The 20,152-nt window shown below is 41.0% G+C and carries 22 protein-coding genes; 8 read left to right on the top strand and 14 right to left on the bottom strand.

Translation table 11 applies throughout. From position 1 onward, the window contains the following. The first annotated feature begins 8 nt into the window (after positions 1-8). The 3 genes from G458_RS0111665 to G458_RS0111655 are packed head-to-tail and all read left to right on the top strand — an operon-like array spanning position 9 to position 3,069. Positions 9-1,133: an efflux RND transporter periplasmic adaptor subunit gene (locus G458_RS0111665; RefSeq protein WP_245579268.1), complete on the top strand. Its 1,125-nt coding sequence runs from the start codon at positions 9-11 to the stop codon at positions 1,131-1,133. After that, the gene (locus G458_RS0111660) at positions 1,130-2,386 is read left to right on the top strand and encodes an ABC transporter permease (protein ID WP_026952068.1); all 1,257 of its coding nucleotides are present in this window, start codon (positions 1,130-1,132) and stop codon (positions 2,384-2,386) included. Before G458_RS0111665 ends, G458_RS0111660 begins: the two co-directional genes overlap by 4 nt. Positions 2,387-2,394: 8 nt before the next feature. Continuing rightward, positions 2,395-3,069 (top strand): ABC transporter ATP-binding protein, encoded by a 675-nt coding sequence (locus G458_RS0111655; protein WP_035468094.1) that lies wholly within the window; start codon positions 2,395-2,397, stop codon positions 3,067-3,069. A gap of 35 nt (positions 3,070-3,104) precedes the next feature. Here the strand turns inward: G458_RS0111655 and G458_RS0111650 are convergent, their stop codons facing one another. The 13 genes from G458_RS0111650 to G458_RS0111580 form a co-directional block, all read right to left on the bottom strand. Further along, a complete protein-coding gene (locus tag G458_RS0111650; RefSeq protein ID WP_035468091.1) occupies positions 3,105-3,956 on the bottom strand; it encodes an alpha/beta hydrolase in 852 nt (283 codons plus the stop codon). Positions 3,957-4,395: 439 nt separating this feature from the next. Further along, positions 4,396-4,719 (bottom strand): hypothetical protein, encoded by a 324-nt coding sequence (locus tag G458_RS0111640; RefSeq protein WP_026952065.1) that lies wholly within the window; start codon positions 4,717-4,719, stop codon positions 4,396-4,398. Positions 4,720-4,746: 27 nt separating this feature from the next. After that, on the bottom strand, positions 4,747-5,172 hold the full coding sequence (locus G458_RS0111635) for a hypothetical protein (RefSeq protein ID WP_026952064.1): 426 nt from the start codon (positions 5,170-5,172) through the stop codon (positions 4,747-4,749). Between the two features lie 57 nt (positions 5,173-5,229). Next, the gene (locus G458_RS21880) at positions 5,230-5,385 is read right to left on the bottom strand and encodes a hypothetical protein (RefSeq protein ID WP_169719264.1); all 156 of its coding nucleotides are present in this window, start codon (positions 5,383-5,385) and stop codon (positions 5,230-5,232) included. 489 nt (positions 5,386-5,874) lie between these two features. Further along, a complete protein-coding gene (locus G458_RS20610; RefSeq protein ID WP_051287201.1) occupies positions 5,875-8,040 on the bottom strand; it encodes a peptidase domain-containing ABC transporter in 2,166 nt (721 codons plus the stop codon). After that, positions 8,024-8,548: a TlpA family protein disulfide reductase gene (locus G458_RS0111620; protein WP_281171611.1), complete on the bottom strand. Its 525-nt coding sequence runs from the start codon at positions 8,546-8,548 to the stop codon at positions 8,024-8,026. Before G458_RS0111620 ends, G458_RS20610 begins: the two co-directional genes overlap by 17 nt. Positions 8,549-8,558: 10 nt before the next feature. After that, a complete protein-coding gene (locus tag G458_RS0111615) occupies positions 8,559-9,179 on the bottom strand; it encodes a hypothetical protein (RefSeq protein WP_026952062.1) in 621 nt (206 codons plus the stop codon). Continuing rightward, on the bottom strand, positions 9,176-9,610 hold the full coding sequence (locus G458_RS20605; protein WP_157359763.1) for a DUF5004 domain-containing protein: 435 nt from the start codon (positions 9,608-9,610) through the stop codon (positions 9,176-9,178). The genes G458_RS0111615 and G458_RS20605 overlap by 4 nt, the downstream gene beginning before the upstream one ends. A 417-nt stretch (positions 9,611-10,027) precedes the next feature. Continuing rightward, positions 10,028-10,450: a hypothetical protein gene (locus tag G458_RS0111600; RefSeq protein ID WP_026952061.1), complete on the bottom strand. Its 423-nt coding sequence runs from the start codon at positions 10,448-10,450 to the stop codon at positions 10,028-10,030. Positions 10,451-10,647: 197 nt separating this feature from the next. Then, entirely contained in the window at positions 10,648-10,830 is a 183-nt protein-coding gene (locus G458_RS20600; RefSeq protein ID WP_035468085.1) for a hypothetical protein, read from the bottom strand. Positions 10,831-11,321: 491 nt separating this feature from the next. Next, complete coding sequence (locus G458_RS0111590; protein WP_051287197.1) at positions 11,322-12,395, bottom strand: agmatine deiminase family protein; 1,074 nt, start codon at positions 12,393-12,395, stop codon at positions 11,322-11,324. A 3-nt stretch (positions 12,396-12,398) separates the two neighbouring features. Further along, positions 12,399-13,274: a carbon-nitrogen hydrolase gene (locus tag G458_RS0111585; protein ID WP_026952059.1), complete on the bottom strand. Its 876-nt coding sequence runs from the start codon at positions 13,272-13,274 to the stop codon at positions 12,399-12,401. Positions 13,275-13,625: 351 nt separating this feature from the next. Next, positions 13,626-14,228 (bottom strand): hypothetical protein, encoded by a 603-nt coding sequence (locus tag G458_RS0111580; protein ID WP_026952058.1) that lies wholly within the window; start codon positions 14,226-14,228, stop codon positions 13,626-13,628. Positions 14,229-14,848: 620 nt separating this feature from the next. Here G458_RS0111580 and G458_RS0111565 point away from each other — a divergent pair. Beyond that, positions 14,849-15,997: an esterase gene (locus G458_RS0111565; protein ID WP_026952057.1), complete on the top strand. Its 1,149-nt coding sequence runs from the start codon at positions 14,849-14,851 to the stop codon at positions 15,995-15,997. 269 nt (positions 15,998-16,266) lie between these two features. On the opposite strand, the gene G458_RS0111555 is transcribed toward G458_RS0111565, so the two are convergent. Beyond that, the gene (locus tag G458_RS0111555; protein ID WP_026952056.1) at positions 16,267-16,926 is read right to left on the bottom strand and encodes a hypothetical protein; all 660 of its coding nucleotides are present in this window, start codon (positions 16,924-16,926) and stop codon (positions 16,267-16,269) included. A 209-nt stretch (positions 16,927-17,135) separates the two neighbouring features. Between G458_RS0111555 and G458_RS0111550 the strand changes: the two genes are divergently transcribed. From G458_RS0111550 to G458_RS0111530, 4 genes are all read left to right on the top strand, one after another. Further along, positions 17,136-17,750 carry a hypothetical protein gene (locus tag G458_RS0111550; protein WP_026952055.1) on the top strand — a complete coding sequence of 205 codons (615 nt, stop codon included), beginning with the start codon at positions 17,136-17,138 and terminating at the stop codon, positions 17,748-17,750. Next, the gene (locus tag G458_RS0111545) at positions 17,740-18,045 is read left to right on the top strand and encodes a winged helix-turn-helix domain-containing protein (RefSeq protein WP_035468082.1); all 306 of its coding nucleotides are present in this window, start codon (positions 17,740-17,742) and stop codon (positions 18,043-18,045) included. Before G458_RS0111550 ends, G458_RS0111545 begins: the two co-directional genes overlap by 11 nt. 124 nt (positions 18,046-18,169) lie before the next feature. Further along, the gene (locus G458_RS0111535; protein WP_026952053.1) at positions 18,170-18,907 is read left to right on the top strand and encodes a hypothetical protein; all 738 of its coding nucleotides are present in this window, start codon (positions 18,170-18,172) and stop codon (positions 18,905-18,907) included. Further along, the gene (locus tag G458_RS0111530; protein ID WP_026952052.1) at positions 18,904-20,148 is read left to right on the top strand and encodes a DUF4153 domain-containing protein; all 1,245 of its coding nucleotides are present in this window, start codon (positions 18,904-18,906) and stop codon (positions 20,146-20,148) included. The genes G458_RS0111535 and G458_RS0111530 overlap by 4 nt, the downstream gene beginning before the upstream one ends. Positions 20,149-20,152: the final 4 nt, after the last annotated feature.

Raw genomic sequence — 20,152 nt, 5'->3', positions numbered from 1 at the left:
AAACACCAATGAACCTAATGTCAAAAAAAGGTTGTGTGGAATTGAAGCAGCTATCTTGGGCGCTAACCCTTTCCATAGGAATCCTGACGGGGGCCTGCGGTGGCTCAGATCCTGAAGCCATTTTTCCTAAAGTTGAAGCCATTACTGAATCTGTCTACGCCTCTGGGGTTGTCAAAGCGCAGGAGCAGTACGAAGCCTATCTTTTGGCCAACGGCCCTGTCCAAAAAATCTTCCTTGAAGAGGGAGATACGGTGACAGTCGGCACTCCGATTTTGCAGGTTTTTAATGAAGCAGAAAAGTTGCGGAGAGAAAATGCCCAGCTCGCTCAAACCTACGCTGATCAGCAAGCCAATCAGTCCAGACTACGGGATTTGGAATTGTCTATCCAATTAGCCAAAAGTAAACTCCAAAATGATTCTTTACTGAACTTAAGAACCCAAAATCTTTGGAAACAAGGAATCGGTACTGCTGTAGAATTGGAGCAGCGTCAACTGAACTACCAAAATTCAAAAACAGCCTATGAGTCCCAAATTATCCGATACAAGGACCTAAAGCGTGAAATTGAATTCAATTCCAAAAGTGCGGGGAAAAACCTTAGGATTACGGAAGTATTAGAAAATGAATACCTCTTGAAAAGTAAGATTGATGGGGTGGTTTATTCTATTCTAAAGGAGCAAGGAGAAATGGTCAGTCCCCAAACTCCGCTCGCAATCATCGGAAAGGCTGGTGAATTTCTCATGGAGCTTCAAGTGGATGAGTATGATATTTCAAAAGTGAAACCGGGACAAAAAATCCTGGTATCCATGGACAGTTATAAAGAAGAGGTTTTTGAAGGGAAAGTTTCCAAAATATCCCCAATTATGGACCCCAAGACCAAAACCTTCAAAGTAGAAGCGGAATTCACCAAGGCTCCAGCCAGACTTTTTCCAAACCTTACTTTAGAGGCAAACATTGTCACGCAAGTCAAAGAAAAAACTTTGGTCATCCCCAGAAACTACCTCTGGAATGACACTAGTGTAATTACCATTGATGAGGATACAATTCCTGTAAAAACCGGGATCAAAAATTTTCAGTTTGCTGAAATTCTGGACGGCATCAGCGAATCCACCCAGCTAATCCGACCTAGGCAATGAAATGGTCGCTGATTCTTGAAATCGCCAAAGCCTTGATGTTGGCTCGAAGGAAACAGACTTTGATTGCCGCTATTGGCGTGATGTTTAGCATCACCATGTTTGTGGCCTTGCTGGGATTTATGAATGGACTGAATACCATGCTGGATGGTTTGGTGCTCAATCGTACCCCCCATATTCGCTTTTATAATGAGATCAAACCCAACCCTCGGCAGCCCATAGATCAAAGTTCAGAGTTTCAAAATTCTCTGAATATCATTCGGTCCATCAAGCCTAGCACCAGCAGATTGGCCATTCACAACAGTACCTCCATCATCCAGAGTTTGGAAGAAGACCCCAGAGTCTTGGGAGTGAGTCCAAAAATCTCGGCTCAGGTATTCTTTAATGTGGGTACCATTGATTTGACAGGAATCATCAACGGCATTGAGGTAGAAAAAGAAGCGGAACTGTTTGCTTTCACTGATTATGTCACCTCCGGGAATTATGAAGATTTGAATCAAATCAATACCATCATTTTGGGAAAGGGTGCTGCTGACCGAATGATGGCGGATATTGGAGATGTCATCCAAGCCACTACTGCTCAGGGAAATCGAATCCAACTCAAGGTAGTCGGATATTATCAAAGTGGCTTGGGGGATTTTGACAATGTCAACAGCTATGCCTCTCTCACGACTGTCCAAAAAATGCTTGGAGAGGCTCCCTCCTACATCACGGACATCCAAGTGAAGTTGATCGACTTCAATATGGCTCCTGCCATGGCAAAGGAATTGGCCGGAATATTCCAGATTGACGCGGACGATATCCAGACCGTGAATGCCCAATTTGAAACCGGCACACAAATCCGAACACTCATCAGTTATGCGGTAGGAATTACCCTTTTGGTGGTTTCCGGTTTTGGGATCTACAATATTCTAAACATGATGATTTATGAAAAGCTGGATACCATAGCTATTTTGAAGGCAACGGGGTTCAATGCAACAGATGTCAACCGGATTTTCATCACCATAGCTTTGACGATAGGTGTGGTTGGAGGTGTATTTGGCTTGGTGTTTGGCTTTTTGGCGGGACTGGGAATTGATCAGGTACCCTTCGAGACAGATGCCTTGCCGACCATTAAAACCTTCCCGGTAGATTACAATCCCAAATATTACATCATCGGAGGCGTATTCAGCCTAATCACTACCTATTTCGCGGGGTTTTTCCCTGCCCGGAAAGCCTCAGGGATTGATCCGGTTGAAATCATCCGGGGAAAATAAAACAAGCTATGGTAGTACTGGAAGCCCAAAATGTCGACAAGTTCTTCTATAACCCTACGGAAACCCAGGTTCTCAAAGGGGTTAGTTTCAAGGTAAACCGTGGGGAATTTGTGTCGGTAGTAGGGAAATCCGGTTGTGGAAAATCAACTCTCTTGTACATTCTATCCACCATGGACACGGACTACAAGGGGGAACTTTATATTGACAATGAGCTAATCACCGGAAAACCTCAAAACTACCTAGCTCACCTTAGAAATGAAAAAATAGGCTTTGTGTTTCAATTTCATTACCTCCTCAATGAGTTTTCTGTTTTGGAAAATGTAATGATCCCAGGGCTTAAACTTGGGAAACTGAGCCGTCAGGAGCTAGAACATAGAGCAATGGAAAAACTGAAGATCTTCGACATGCAGGACCATGCCTTAAAAAAGGCCAATCAGCTTTCCGGAGGACAAAAGCAGCGTGTGGCTGTAGCCCGAGCCTTGATCAACGATCCCTTATTGATCATGGGGGATGAACCCACGGGAAATTTGGACAAGAAAAACTCGGATATTGTTTTTGAAGAATTCAAAAAACTGGCCTCTGAATTTGGCCAAACCATGCTGATAGTCACACACGATCAGGAATTTGCCGAAGGCACTGACAGGATCATTGAAATGGAAGATGGAAGGGTAATAAAGCAGTAGGAAGTGGGCAGTAAGCAGCTCACTCAAAAGAGGAATTATTTTTCAGATTCTCTGACCCCCATAAAACCCAAGACATCCTTATACCCTTTGCTCCAAGTCCAGAAGTACTGCGTCACCATTGGGACATGTTTTTTCTTCTCGTAGAGCGAGTATTCTAAATTGCTCCCCTTTTCATCCGCTTCTTTTCTAAATCTATCTACAGTTAGCCTGATCCCAGGATAGGTTTTTTCACCTTCCAAAATCAACAGCGGAACCTCATTCCCGGTCAGATAATAGATCGGAGAATAATCCTTCCAAACAGCTGGATTATCAGTAAACGCATCGTAATTGTCTTCCGCATTGTATTTTTCCTTTCGCTCAGTCAGAAACCAATACCAATCCAATCCGGCCGGATCATTGAGAATAGCTCCTTTCAAAGGATTCGAAAATCCCAATTCCTCATAAGGTTCTTTTTTGATAGTTGCCAAGGCAGCGAGGTGCCCTCCTGCCGAATGCCCGGAGATATAAATCTTATTCGGATCACCTCCATAGTTCGCTATGTTTTCATACACCCATTTGACGGCCATGACTGAAGCCTTTTCCATGGCTGGGATTTTATACTCCGGAGCCAAAGGATAATCAATAATCACTGTCACCACTTCCCTCCTAGCGAATCTGGTTCCCATAAAATCATAAATTTCTTTTCGACCCTTATTCCAACTTCCCCCATGAATAAAAATCAAGACAGGAAGGTCCTTTGCCTTTTTGGGAGCAAAGACATTCAATTGCTTTTCCGGAAGGCCATCCTCAGCTTTGAGATAAGAAATGTTTTTGGATCGGTGGATAGATTGGAAGGCACAACTACTCAGGAGTATGGCAAGGAGCAGAATTGAAAACAGGGATTTCATGGATGACATTTGATTCAAAAAGTACAAAGCACAGGTTTTTGTTTGGTAATAGTAAAAAGAAAGGCCATGAACTCCTTGAATATAGCCCTACTTGCCCCGGCATTTATTTACGATTGAAGGGCAATGGCATAATAGTCTCAGCTTTCAGGATTTTAACTAGCTTCCTTTCCGTAGGTTTGTCTAGACAAAATAGACTGGACTACGTGCAGCCAACTCCAAAATGGAGATTCCTTACTAACAAAGGCCACACCACATTCGGAACTCGCCTGCTGCAAGACTACAGGTATCTTAGCGGGAGCGATCATGGGCTTTTTGGATGGAAAGGGTCAAGTCTGACATCGACACCGCACCCAAAGTATAGTCCACCAGATTCCCCTCACCGTTATAAAAAAAGTGGCAGGTACTCCGGTCGAAAGGAATAGGCCAATCTAAAAAGGAATCAGAATAAAAGTGATGCGAAAACAAACTCCGCAATAAGGACTACCACAAAAACTTTTTTATAACTGATTTCATATTTAGCTAAATACAAACCCAAATAAATCAGCATAGCAGGAATCTGAAGGGCTATCAATTGAATCAATAATTTGATAGGATAAGTAACCCAAAGCCATTCTTTGCGAAAATCAAGCAACTCATAAACTCGAGATTCGGAAAACTTATCAGAATAAAATTCATAAAGAACCAAATCATTCAAAACAACATAATCAATTAAGAAATAGAAAAGAACATAAAAAATAAAGTATATGATAAGAAGTACCTTCATTACTTGCAAAAGAAAACATTTAAGTCCTTAATCCACTCTTTCAAAAGTCATTTCGGTCGGGCCAAGTTCACCACCTTTTCTTACAAACCTTAATTTCAGATTCGAATCATTTACAGAAGATATAAAGAACTTTATAGGGTTTACTTTTCCAGATTCAAAAACAATCAGAGTATCTGATTTTAAGAGAAATTTTCCTTTCTTTTCCGAGACAGAGAAGTCAGGACCTGCATTCGTGAAAAAAATAGAGTCCTTCTGAAATGAATAAAAGGTATTATTCAAAACGAATTCCATACCTTGAATAGCATCTAACTTCTTTTCCTCCGACAATTTATTAAATGCATCACTACCGACCATAGTCGTAAAACCAGTAAAATCAATCAACTTCCACCTTCCTTCTAAATTACTATTATAAAACAAGGATGTTACTAAGAGTAAGACAAATATAAAGTTCATCGTTAAGATTTTCGATTAAAAAGCTAGCCTACATAAGAATGCAGGCTAGCAACTCAATTAGGCTTGAGGACAATTTGCTACCCAAGTATCATAAAGTAAAAGCCAAAGCTCATCTGATCCTTGAAAACCTCCTCCAAAAAGTAGCAGTTCAGCATCCTCACAATACCCTGATCCCACCAGATTTTCCATCTGGTCATTTGTTAATTTTTCCATAGTTGTCAATGGTTAATTGTTAGAAATAATTAAAAGTATGGTTGATTTTAAAAAATCAGTTTCAAACTTCCAAATCACTTAGGATCAGAAACTTCTGATTCTTTGAATTATACAATCTGAAAAACGGATTTTTTCGGAATATTCTTCTGAATTCTTAGTTTTACCCCCCCCCTAAACCTTAGTTTATCTCGCACAATTATAAACTAACAAAATAATCAATCGAATTTCAACTATTTTTTATTTATTTCCGGTTCTTGAAAAAATCAAACGATAGGATTAGGAGAAATATTCTTTCTTTGGGTTTGGGAGTAACAAGCTGCCTCTAAAAGGTTTAGCTTTTGGAATCCAGGGTATTTTTCTAATACAAATGCTCCAAATATTGTTGAATTAAAAAATTGGCTTACAGATCCCTCAGATTTCCACAGATAATAGAAAGGACTGGAAACTGAATTAAGTACTCTGCCTACCGAACAGCCGGTTCCTACTGACTCAGCCCTTCACTAAATCCCTCAGACTTCCCGAAAGCAGGTTATCTCCCTGTGCCAATAGGTCGGGCGTACCCACCTCCACCAGTTTACCCTGATCCAAAATCATCACTTCGTCTGCAAGCAGGGCAGGTCGGATGCGGTGAGTGACTACCAAAACAGGAATCTCTTTCTTTACCTTCAGGATCAAGTCAAGCATTTTCTGCTCGGTCATCCGATCCATGGCTCCAGTGAATTCGTCCAGCAGAAGTACCTTAGGACGTTTGATCAAAGCCCTGGCAATGCCTACCAGCTGCTTTTGGCCTCCCGATAGATTCACTCCTTCTTCTCCCACCTGAGTAAAATAGCCCTGAGGCATCCGATCGAAAAATTCATGCAAGCCCAACTCTTGGCATCGCCGAATCACCTGTTCAAAACAAGCCGGATTGGGATCCAAGCTGAGGTTATACCCCAGACTCCCGTTGAAAATCTTGATCTCCTGAGGCACATATCCCACCTGTTCACGCCAGCTTTTTTTAGAAATAGCTTTCATGGACCTATCCTCATTGATCAGGACAGATCCCGATTCGGGGGGATAAAAACCCATCAAAACTTGTAAGAGCGTACTTTTACCACCCCCAGATTCGCCCAACAGGATGCTCAATTTCCCTTGCTTCAGTTCAAAAGTCAGCCCGTCAAAGAGTAGTTTTCTACCTGGAAAGCGGAAACTCAAGTTCTCCACCTGAATCCGGGTTACCGTCTCAGGAATCTCCTCCCCATCTTCTACCTGCTCCTTTTTTACCTGTACAAATTCGTAAAGTCTATCCCCTGCGATCTTTGCCTCCTGAATTTGAAGATTGGCAAGGGCCAGTTTGTTCACTGCCGGAACCAGCATTCCCAGCATTCCGCTGATCGCCACCAAGACTCCCAGTTCCAATTGATTTTGTGCCACCAGATAGCAGCAAGTGCCCAAAACAGAAACCAAAAACACCACACCCGCCAGTTGGGATACCAAGCCCAAGCGATTGCTGACTTGTCCTAAGGCAAAAGCGTCATCCTGAAATCGTTGGTAGGCACTTTGATTAGCTTTCAAAAACAGCCCCTCTTTAGAATCTCCCTTGACGGCTCCTATACCCGTAAGGGTATCGATAAAACCCGATTCCGAACCCGAATAGCTCATCATCACTGCTTTCTGACCCTTTTGAATCGGTCTGTGGTATCGGTAAACCAGAAGAAAATAAACGGGGAGAAAAACAGCAACCCAACATCCAATCTCCCAAGAGTACAGGAAAATCGAAACCGTGCAGACGATAACCACAAAGGAATCCACCATCAGTTCGGTGGTCAAGACCGACACCGCCCGCTGAATGCGACGTGAATCATTCATCCGCGAGGTGATATCCCCGACTTTTCTGGAGTCGAAAAACACCTTGGGTAATCCCAGCAACTGCTCAAAAAATCCGCTAATCAGGCGTAGGTTCAGCTCTTTGCTCTGTCTTACCAAAATAGAGGCACGAAGGTAGCTCAGCACCGATCTTCCGATCAAGAGGACAAAAAGCAGTACCAGACCCAGAGCCAGCTTTTGCCAGGCCTGATTGGGTAGAAACTCATCGATTAGTTTTTGGGAAAATACCGCCACCGCCAGCCCCAAGATCGTGGTGACCAAACCAAGAAAACCCGATATCAACAAAATCGGTAAGTCGGGACGGATCAGATCGAGAATCCATTTCCGCTTTTTCTGACGGCTACTTTCCGAGGTCTCAAATTCGAAACCGGGGCGGATCAAAATCAACGTCCTGCTTTGCCAGATCTCCAAAAGCTCTCCCTTCGTAATCCAGCGAGCTCCCAAAGCCGGATCCATCAGCTGATACTGCTCGCCTTTTTTGCCATAGCATACCACAAAGTGGCTTAATTTATGATCGATCACCACATGAAGAATGACAGGGAACTCCAGCTCATCCAAATAACTCATTTGCTTTACCCGAAAAGCGTCACCTTCCAGACCCAGCTGCCGGGCTGCTTCCACCAAACCCAAAACCGTCGTGCCCTGAATAGCCGTACCGCTCAAGTGACGTAGGTACTCTATCGAACGCTCGCCTCCAAAATACCGAATCACCGAAGCCAAGCAGGCAACTCCGCAGTCAGAACTCGCCTGCTGCTTGACTACAGGGATTTTAGCGGGAGCGATCATGAGCTTTTTGGATGGAAAGGGTCAAGTCTGACATCGATACCGCGCCCAAGGCATAATCCACCAAATTGCCCTCATCATCGTAGACAAAGGTGGCAGGCACTCCGGTCAATCGAAAAGCAGAGGCCAGTCTAAAAAGGGTGTCAGAATAAAAGCGGTGCGTATCCAAACTATCAAGGCTATAGTGTGCTGCAAAATTTTTGACTTCCTCCACCGACTCAGAGGAAACCCATAAAAATCGGGTGAGCGTATCCTTTCTAAATTTACTTTGAATTAATTCAGCCTCAGACTGACAGATCGGACAGGAGGAATTGAAGTAGATTAGTACAGAAGGGGCAGAATCACCTTCGGTTTTCAAATTTACAGAATCACCATCTGTTGAAGTCAACATGATTGAAGGAATAGAACTGTAGGTTGATTGCAATTCCTGCTTTGTGGTATACCTAGAGAAACCAATCCAAGCCCCTATTGCGACAAATCCAACTAACAGAGAAGGAAATAGGTATTTCATCCGCATAGCCCTAGCTGTTTCCCAAGGAAATAAACATGACAAAAACTACCCAACAAAAAAGGAAGCTTACATAGTATCCCAATACTATTTTAAGCATAGCGTCCAAGGAGCTCTTCAAATATTTGGCTAAGAGGAAAGCCATGAGTATCCAATAAACGACTTCAAAAACATTCAATACTTTGAAAGGATAAAACAACCATTCCTGAAGTGACTCAGCATCAAATAAACTAAATAAAGACAGTGGCGCAAACAAACGAACCGACTCCATCGATACGGGATGAAAGGAAAACCATATAATTTTGATCAGCAGGGGAATAAAGAAAATAAACTCAGAAATAAGAACTACCCCAAAGACCTTTCTATAACTGATTTCATATTTAGCTAAATACAAACCCAAATAAATCAGCATAGCAGGAATCTGAAGGGCTATCAGTTGAATCAGCAATTTAATAGGATAAGTAACCCAGAGCCATTCTTTGCGAAAATCAAGCAACTCATAAACTCGAGATTCGGAAAACTTATCAGAATAAAATTCATAATAAACTAAATCTGTTAAAATAAAATAATCAATATAAACAGATAAACCTAAATACATAAAAATATATAAAGTAAAAAAAATACTATTCTTCATTTTACCTTTTTAAAGGTTACAGAACTTCTACTTATTACTTCATCAGAAAGGACCATGTAAACCTTTAGCTCTTCTTCGGTTAATTTATCAATCAAAAATCGATGAACTTTAATTTTTCCTGATTCAAAAATTATCAAAGTATCACTATTTATGAGCCATTTTCCTGTTTTATGCTTCACAATATTATCTGGTCCAGCATCTGTAAAATAAACAGAATCATTTTTAAAATGATAAAACGTACTATCTAAAGCAAATTGAAAAGTTTCCGCCAATTTAGTTTTTTGTTCATCTGTCCCTATAAGATAAGTCTCAGAAGTAAGGATATTTAAAAATGCTTCAACTTCATGCATTTTCCATTTCCCTTCTAATTTAGAATCAAATTGGTTTGAAGTGCCAATTATCATTAAAACTAATAATACAATTCTAGGCATAAATAATTCTTTATATGAATGAATTTAAATAAGATAAGGCCATCGAAAAACTCATATCAGAAGCCTGAAAATTAAATATTCGAAACTTGGCTCAAATTCCTAAAAGTTAAAATCAGAGGCTGTCCGTTCTTATGAGACAGCCTCATGAATAAACTAGGCTTGCGGATTATGGTCACGACATCTTTCATCGTACCAAATTACGGCTTGAATGTAAAGTTCATTCGAACCTTGAAATTGGCCACCTGAAATGATTGTCCAGAGATTATCGCAATAATCGCTTCCCCCCACCAGATTTTCCATCTGGTCATTTGTTAATTTTTCCATAGTTGTACATGGTTAAATAAAAAGATGTTAATTCATAATTAAAATAAATTACTGGTCAATCAATAAACTTTATGTATTTTCCAAATAGTTTCTTCATTCCGAGATTCCTTTTGAAAAAACAAGCTTACTTCGAGCAACATCACCATTTGGAAAAATCGTTCTTAATATTAATTCTTTATCTTTCACGGAATACAAAAATTTATAAGTAAAAATCTTTTCATAATCGAAAATAATTAATGTATCTTGTTTTGTTAGCCACCTACCTTTCTTAAATACCACTTCTTTTTTCCTAGGATCCACATCTGTCCAAAAAACAGTATCGGTCTCAAAGTGCATATATTTATTTTTAAGATATAATTCATTAACTTCAATAAAATCTTCCTTTTGTTGATCGGTTAAAGTTTCAAAGGCAGTGGAATTAAGTAAATTAAAATTTGCCTCGGCGAATTTCAAATCCCAGTAACCTAGTAGCAATCCTGGATCGAGAAATAATAAAATAAAAATTACGGTTTTCATAATAAATTTTGAGAATTGAATTGAATGTGAAATAAATTAAATTCATTAATTATTAAAACAATAAAAGCTTCAAACTACGATTAAACAGAACATTCTAAAATAGAATTTTAATCAGGCTTTTAGCTTGCCGTCAAATTCTTTTATTGATATCAAATCAGACAAAATTTGGGATGAGCTGTTGCCCATCCCAGATTTAATTAAGGAGTACCTGAACTTGGAGGAGTCCAGTCTGAACAATATTGATCAAAATACTGGACGGCCATTTCTAATAATTCGTTCGAGCCCTGAAATTGACCTCCAGATAAAATGGTCCACATGTTTTGACAATAGTCATTTCCCCCCACCAGATTTTCCATCTGGTCATTTGTTAATTTTTCCATAGTTGTTAATGGTTAATTGTTAGAAATAATTAAAAGTATGGTTTATTTTAAAAAATCAGTTTCAAACTTCCAAATCACTTAGGATCAGAAACTTCTGATTCTTGGAATTATACAATCTGAAAAACGGATTTTTTCGGAATATTCTTCTGAATTCTTAGTTTTACCCCCCCCCCCTAAACCTTAGTTTATCTCGCACAATTATAAACTAACAAAATAATCAATCGAATTTCAACTATTTTCAAATTACTTTCAATTCTTGGAAAAATCAAACGATAAATTTAATAGCCCTTGTTAAGGAACTGGCGGAGTCCCTAGCCTCAAAAAAATCAAACTTCTGATTCTTGTCTTGAGAATAGCCGAAACATGGGCCTTCTGCCTTAAAAAATTGCTCACAGACTACACAGACTTGCACAGATTATTGAAAGGACTACAAGCTTCTCACTGCCTACTGAATTCAACCACACTGCCTACTGAACACTTCAAACTGCCTACTAAACAGCCGGTTCCTGCTGACTCAAACAGTGAAAAGACCCCAATCCCCAAATGATATCCGTACTGTCGATTCCAATAACTCGTCTTCCCGGGAAGCAACCCGTCAGGATATCCAGAGCTTTCTGATCGTTTTTATCCCGGAAAGTAGGCACCACCACCACTTTATTCCCAATGTAAAAATTAGCATAAGAAGCCGGAAGTCGCTGATCTTCCCAAATCACCGGACTGGGCATAGGAAGCTCTACAATATTGAGTTGTTTGCCGTTTTCCAGGCGCATATTCTTAAGAATACCCAGATTTTCAGCTAGGATTTCGTGATTTTCGTCGGACTTATTTTCCTCGATTACCGTCACCACCGTGTCTTCATTCACAAATCGGGTGATATCATCAATATGCCCGTCCGTATCATCCCCGATGATGCCATCTCCAACCCATAAAATATGGTTCACTCCATAATAATCGCAGAGGTATTTTTCAATCTGGGCTTGGTTGAGGTGAGGATTGCGGTTCTCATTCAGTAGACAAGCTGTTGAGGTCAAGAGCGTTCCCTTACCGTTAAACTCCACCGAACCGCCTTCCATGACGATTCCGGGTTTGAAATATGGGATGCCCAAGTGCTCCGCAATGCGAATCGGAATCTGATTATCCAGATCGTGAGGGGGATACTTGTTGCCCCAGGCATTGTAATCCCATTTCACCAAAGCCTTTTTCACATCCGAATTTGGATTGATTAAAAAAGCTGGACCATGATCCCTGCACCAAGCATCATTGGTCGGAAAAAAGTGGAACTGAACTTTGCTCAAGTCCACTCCTGCTTTTTCCAAATGCCCTAGTGCAAAGGCTTTCATGGCCTCATTGGCCACATTGATGTTGACTTTTTGACCCTTGGCTACCTCTTTGATAAACTGGGAATATGGCGCATAAATGGTTTCAATTTTTCCAGGCCAAGACTCCTCCTTATGCGGCCAACTCAACCACATGGATTCTTGGGGTGCAAATTCCGCAGGGAAATAATAACCCAATTCTGCCGGAGTAGCGGCTCCGGTTTTTGCCAATTCGAAAATATCTTTCATGCCCTACTCTTCGTCAAGAAATCGCTTGGTAATCGGATCGTAGGAATCAATTCGACGATCTCTAAGGAAAGGCCAGTGGGTTCGGTAACGATCTGAACCCGTCAAATCCAGCTCCTCCACATGGATTTCCTCCTCCAAATGAGGTGCTTTGTAGGTCACCCTACCAAAGGCATTGGAAACAAAAGAACCTCCCCAAAACTGCATTGGACCTTCGATTCCAGTTCGGTTAACCGAAACCACGGGAATACCATTGGCCACGGAATGGGATCGTTGAATCGTCTGCCACGCATTGTATTGATCCTCATTGGTCTGCTCATCCTGATGCAATGCCCAGCCGATAGCTGTTGGATACACCAAGAAATCTGCCCCTTTTAAGGCAGTGATTCTTGCCGCTTCCGGATACCACTGATCCCAGCAGATCAAGACGCCAATTTTGCCAAATTTGGTTGGGAATACTTTATAGCCCAGATCACCTGGAGTGAAGTAAAACTTCTCAAAATAGCCCGGATCGTCTGGAATATGCATTTTTCTATACTTACCCAAATAGCTTCCGTCTGCATCCAAAACCGCCGTAGTATTATGATAAAGGCCTTCTGCTCTCTTCTCAAAAAGTGATGCTACGATTACTACTCCAAGTTCCTTGGCCAAAGAGCCCAATACATCAGTAGATGGACCAGGAATAGCTTCAGCCAAAAGGAAGTTGTCATAATCCTCCACATCGCAGAAGTAAAGCGATCTAAAAAGTTCCTGCAAAACCACCACCTGAGCTCCTTTTTGGGCTGCGGTACGGATTCCTGCAATAGTTTTTTCCATGTTTTGATCCACATTCCCAGTACAACTGAGCTGGACCAAACCAACTTGAACGGTTTTTTTTGCCACGGCTAAGAGTTTTTAGTAGGCTGCAAAGATACCTTGGAAGGTGGGGAATGGCAAATGGGTTTCAGGACTGAAAAATTGAAAATTTGAAGATTGCAAGATTTGGGTTTGGATTTGCTTTAAAGAGCAGTATGATTTAATAATTTAGTGGCTTGCGAAATTGCGTCCTATATCTTGTATTAATTCTTGTTTTACTCATTGATTCCTTGAGTCAAACATTAAGGGAATTTGAAGAACGAGCCCGTACTTATCATCAAAAAGGTGATTTGGACTCAGCTATCCGAGAATATTCCATTGCTCTTCTTTTTTTTCCGAATAGTCCAATAGCTCTCTAACCTTAAGAGGTAAGTAATTTTATCCTTTATTGATTTTTACCCGAAATTTCCCCTGAAGGATATACGCCTTCATGGTTGGATCATTGTATTTGTACAATTGACCGGAAATTGTTCCTTCTGCCATCTGTTTGACTTCATCATATTTGGTTACCTGCATGTTGAAATTGATCGTGGGTGGATTTGGATTAGTCTCCGGCCCACTATACTCCATTCGGTACTGTTCTCCATTGATAGAAAGGCCATGCGTAGAAACTTTTGGATAGGAATAAGATCCTGCTTTTAAATCTTCATAAACCCATATGTTGGTATCCAGGCAATCTTTATTTTCCATAGTTCCACATTTGGTGGCATACAACATCGTCAAAACGCGGCTGTAAAAGGTATACTGCATGATATTCAGTCCGGGAGCATTGTCTGTTTTTCTTTCAAAGCCAGATCCGGGAATTAGATTTGTCTCCAAAATCTCAGACCGATACTTTTCCCCGTCAAGGGTAATTTCCAGATATACTGAATTTTCCTCTATCACTGGCTCAGGATCTTCTGTAGATGAGCAAGACCAAAATATCATAAGTATCAGCGAAAAAAGGAATTTAGAGTAATAGTCTTTCAATACAGTTTTCATTCAAATAGAAATTTAATTAATCGTTAAAACTAGGCTGAATATTTCCGGTCAGAAATACCCTAAATAGGGTATTTTGAATTCTTTATTTTTTCAAAAAAACCCTCCCATTACAAATGATGTTTTTTTCAACTTTTCTAATCAAGTGGGCCATCCGGAAAAAAAAGAACAACATTTTTGAATGAAGTCAATTAGATCATATTACACCAAACACCCAATTTTGATGATTTAACCATGTATAGACTAAAAAACTAAAGGCCATCGGCATCGATGCGGAACTACAGGCCACAGTCTTAAAAGAAGCTTCAAAAACCTTTTTTATGGTTTTAGTTTCCTACCCTTTCAAGTCCCACTCTATAAGTTAGGTTGGCGGGAGCTTTAACCTAATGCTTTTGAATTCAAGACATCCCCCTTTACTAACCTCAAACTTTCACATTTAAATAGGGATCGATTTTTGGCCTCAATGGTAATAAAGTAACTCACCTACTTTCTATTGACTTACATTCCCAAAAATTGATGTGGGAAAATCACTGTGATTATCAATGGCTTTGTGAAAAGTTTTCATTTTTCTATTCCAATCATTCTATCTATTTTCACACTTTGAGACAATAGCCCAAAAACCTATGAAAAAACACCTAGTATTAGTCTGCGCTTTATGGCTGATTGCCAGCCTCTCCGTAAGCGCTCAGGAAATTTCTGCCATGCAGGCACCGAGAGTGGTATCTCCTGAAGTAAATGCCGACAACTCGGTCACTTTTAGAATCCTTTCTGAAAAAGCGAATGAAGTGACCCTCAACGGTTCGTGGATGGGATTTCGGGAAACTTTGCCTTTGACCAAAGGAGAACAAGGCGTTTGGTCTGTGAAGATTCAGCCTCTCGCCTCCTCCATGTATCATTATAACTTCTTCGTGGATGGGGTAGCTCTCATTGATCCTACCAATCCGCAAGCACTTCGAGATGGCACCAGATATGCCAGTTTATTGATGATTCCTGGTGAGGGTTCGGAGGTTTTCCAACTGAATGATACACCTCATGGTAACATTTCGCAGGTTTGGTATGATTCTCCAAGTTTGGGAGCAAAAAGAAGAATGTATGTCTATACTCCACCGGGATATGATTCGGGAAAAGATAGCTATCCCGTATTGTACTTGTTACATGGTGCTGGAGGTGATGAAGATGCTTGGACTTCCTTGGGACGGGCTAACCTGATTCTGGACAATTTAATTGCCTCCGGAAAATCCAAGCCTATGCTTGTCGTCATGACCAATGGCAATGCCTGGCAAACGTCCACCTTACGCCAGATTCCCGGACTTCCTACCCCAACTCGAGAGACTTTCGCTCAATTCCAAGGCAAGTTTGAGAAGAGCTTGGTTGAAGACGTATTGCCTTATATTGAAAAGAATTACCGGGTAAAGGCGGACAAAGATCATCGGGCTTTGGCGGGCCTTTCCATGGGTGGTGGGCACACCATCACGGCCTCTATTACTTATCCAGGGACTTTTGGATATATCGGCGTATTCAGCAGTGGAATTTTTGATGCCAATGCAGATATGGTCGAGATGGAAAAGAAATTCCAAGCCCTTAAAGCTACTGGAGTTCACAAATATTGGGTGGCTTGTGGCAAAGAAGACTTTGTGATGGAATCCAATAAAAGACTTTTGAGTATTTTGGACAAAACAGGATTTGAGCACGAGTATTTTGAAAACGAAGGTGGACACACCTGGGCGAATTGGAGAACTTACCTATCCATGTTTGCACCCATGCTATTCTAAAAAAAATTTATATGATTATCCGCAATTGCATCACAATCCTAAATTCCTTTGATTTGGCGGTCGGAAGTCTGAAAACCAGAGACCGATGCTGACTAAAACTGAACTTCAAGCGAGATTTTATTCCTAGTGTACGGCCAGCTGGTAAGAAAGCGGATATATATAAAATTTTAACACCAATAAGCAAGAAAAGCGCAGCTCATTCAGAACTGCGCTTTTTTTATGCAAAATCCGACAATAAATGGCCTTCTCCAAAAAAAGGCTTGAAAGCATTAGTCCTTAATTACTGCCCCAGGAGGTAGTTTTTGAACAATTCGGAATTGCCCTTTGGTTACTTTGACTTCACGTCCATCTTTGGTTTTAAAGGTTCCGGCAAATTGTCCTTCCACTGTACCTATGAAAAGGTTATAAGTCCCATTCATGAATGTGTAAGTAGTTTGCTTTCCTTCGAAAGTGATAATTTTTACTGTACAGTTAGATCCAGGGATTTTCTCTGACTCCAAGAATCCGTATTCATGGGCCGAATAAGCAAAGTGTTTAACGTTATTCTTTTTTACAAAAGCGGTCATAAAAAGGTCGTTCCCGTTGGTACCGTTGCCGGCACCTAAATTATGCCCTGCTTCGTAGGTTCCTTTTCCATTGGGAATCCAATAAATGGTAGAAAAGTTGAAATCATTGTTCGGCCCCCAAAGGTTTACAGAAATGGATTTGCCTACGTTAAGGGTATTCAGAATTTCTGCGCGATTTTTCACCTCCACTCCATCAATCTCCATACTGTAGCTGCTCTCATCTCCTTGAAGCGTAAAAGGAAAATTCAAATCATTGGAAGTCTGCTGTTGATCATCCGGATTCACATCCTCTGCATCCGTACAAGACACCCATACGCCCGCCAAAATTGCGAGCAATAGCCCTTTAAATAATTTATTTCTCATAGCATATATAGTTTTTAATGCTTCAAAGAAATAAGTCGAACAAAAAATTTTCCATACGACATTTGCCGTATAAGCTGTTGAAAGGATAAAACTAAAAAATCTTTTAACCACCCATCCTACGCCAATTTCTCCATTTGTCTAAAATTTCTGAGCTAATCCATTTTTATTAGAAATTCTTATTTTACTTTGTATCTCAAAGTACTTTTAAAATGAAAAAACCGGAACAAGAATTAGCCGAAATCAAAGACATGATGGAGCGGTCCACCCGCTTTCTTTCCTTAAGTGGGCTTTCGGGAATCCTGGCAGGTATCTATGCCCTGATTGGCGCAGGAATGCTTTGGTATTGGATTTACTTCCCCGCCAGCCTTGGTGTAGATGGAGGAGAAAAGCTTTCAATCCGAGAAATCCTGAATAGGAGCCTTCTCGCTGGCTTGGCAGTTTTGATTTTAGCTCTAGGTTCGGCTTACCTGCTTTCTCAAAAGAAGAGTAAAAAGAATTCTCAGAAGTTTTGGTCTCCGGCCAGCAAAAGATTCTTCATGGCTCTTTTCATTCCGGTATTAGCTGGAGGACTTTTTTCCTTTGCCCTGATTCATGAAGGGTATTTTCATTTTCTGGCAGCCTCCACCCTAACATTTTATGGTTTGGGCTTATTCAATGCTTCTTATTTCACCTTAGGTGAAATCAAAAATCTGGGCTTGGGACAGGTAATCTTGGGATTGATTGCTGCATTCCATCCTGAATATGGACTGATTCTTTGGGCCTTGGGCTTTGGAGTTTTGCATGTGATCTACGGATCCATGATGTATTACAAATATGATCGATAAGGTGAAGGGGAATTACGATAAGGCTTTTGAGAATGTAGTTAGACTGCGCATTATGTCCATCTTGATGGTCAATGAGCAGTTTGACTTCAACTCGTTCAAGGAACTCCTGGATGTAACGGATGGGAATCTGGCCTCTCATCTGAGAACTCTGGAAAACCAAGGCTATATCCAAGTGGAAAAATCCTTTGTCGGACGCAAGCCCCAAACCAATTACTCGGCTACCCTGACTGGCAAAACAGCCTTTCAGGAGCACTTGGACTTCCTTGAAAATTTGATCAGCCAAAACAAAACCTAAAAAAATTTATCCACTCACTTTGAATTTCAAAGTACTTTAAATGAAAAAAATCACCTAATCTTCTCTTGAATCTGATGGGAAAATGCCCACAAAGCCCAATTCCATCCTTCAAAATGCTTCCCATATGAACCTCGAATATTCACTAAGTAAAACCTTTCAAGCCGTCCGGGAAAATAAGTGGCACTGGTACTTTTACTGGTTTTGCAGGATTACTCTGGCAATCGGATTTTTCATCGCCGGGATGGTCAAGATCACAGGCGAACGATTTGCCAGCGGACTATCTGAAATCCATCCCATGGGAACTTACCTAGTAGCCCTCCACCATACCGGATACTATTACACTTTTATTGGGGTCGCGCAGGTGGTGGCAGCTCTCCTTTTATTGGTCAATCGGACCGCACTTCTTGGAGCCTTATTGTATTTCCCCATTATCCTAAACATTTGGATTTTATCCCTTGCAGTTAGGTTTGACGGCTCCTTCATCTCCTCCACGTGGATGGTTTTGGCTAATCTCTATATCCTCTGCTATCATTATGACCGACTCAGAGCCCTTTGGGTCAAAGAACTTTCCAAAAATCCTCCACTTTTTATCCCCTTAAAACCAAAAAGTTATAAGTTTCCATTCATGTTTTTCGGAGTCTCCATAGTGGTCTTGAGTATTCCTATTTTGGTATACCAATTCGGCTACGAAGTCTTGCCCAGAAACAGCCTGGAAGTATGTAAAAGGCAATTTGAAGGCAAAGAAAATGAAGCCGCAGGATTTGAATTTTGCGAATGCGTCCATGTCCAAGGTCAGCCTTTGGATTCTTGTCTCCAATCCTATGAACTCAACAAAAACCTGAATAATACCACCCAACCATGAAAGAAGAAATCAAATCCTCCCTCGATAGCCCAGCTGAACTCGAACGGCTTTACAGGAAAAACAAATCCGCTTTTCAGCAAAATTTCACAGAACTCTATTCGCAAATCCAAGGTCAGCCTGCCGCTGAATTCTGGCATGAAAGACTCAACTACGAGTCAGATTCCGTCTCCTGGGGCACAACCTCAGAATGGAGATTTGTAATAGTAGCAGGCCTTATAGCCGGTTTTTTAGCCAAGTTTCCCGCAATATTCTCCATCGAGGAGGAATTCTTTTACCCAAGAAATATGGGCTTTATCGGAATATCATTCGTCACGGCTTACTTTGTCTGGAAAAATAGACTCTCCGGGAAAAAACTTGGATGGATTGCAGGGATGACAGCCGTTGCTATGATATACATCAATTTTCTTCCTGATGATCCTAACAGCGACACCTTAACCTTGGCAAGCATGCACCTTCCGCTGCTGCTTTGGGCAGTTTTAGGATTCTCATTTGTAGAAGGTAAAATGGATTTTCTGCCGGGAAGGCTGGAATTCCTTCGATTCAATGGTGACGCAGTAATTATGGGGGCGGTACTGTTTTTATCAGGACTACTGCTATCAGGAATCACAATTGGGCTTTTTGATCTTATTGGAATCAAAATCGGAGAATTCTACATGGAATGGATTGCTGTCTTTGGGCTAGCAGCTGCTCCTTTGATCGCCTCTCATCTCACACAAACCAATCCCCAACTGGTCAATAAGGTCCCTCCCATCATTGCCAAGATATTTAGCCCCTTGGTACTGGTGATGCTTTTGATCTATTTAGGCGCAATTGTCTACTCAGGAAAAGACCCTTACAATGACCGGGAGTTTTTACTCCTTTTCAATATGCTGCTGATTGGGGTCATTGCATTGATCTTCTTTTCTGTGGCAGAGTCTTCTGAGCAAGGAAAAATTGACTGGAGTACCAGAATTCTAGCTGCCTTGTCTTTGGTCACGGTAATTGTCAATTTGATTGCCCTTTCTGCGATAGTTTTCCGGATTGCCGAATGGGGATTTACTCCCAACAGAACCGCCGTACTTGGAATTAATATCCTGATGCTGGTTCATTTAATTTTGGTCAGCCGAAACCTTCTCTCCACTGTTCGTGGGAAAACAAAATTAGGGGAAGTCGGAATTATCATCGTTCGGTATCTTCCTGTCTACTTCATTTGGACGGCCATAGTCATCTTTATCTTTCCATTCCTATTTGGCTTTGATTAAAAAA

The organism is Algoriphagus mannitolivorans DSM 15301, assembly GCF_000429425.1.
GTDB classification, from domain to species: Bacteria; Bacteroidota; Bacteroidia; order Cytophagales; family Cyclobacteriaceae; genus Algoriphagus; species Algoriphagus mannitolivorans.
This window is presented reverse-complemented; position numbering and strand designations above follow the sequence as displayed.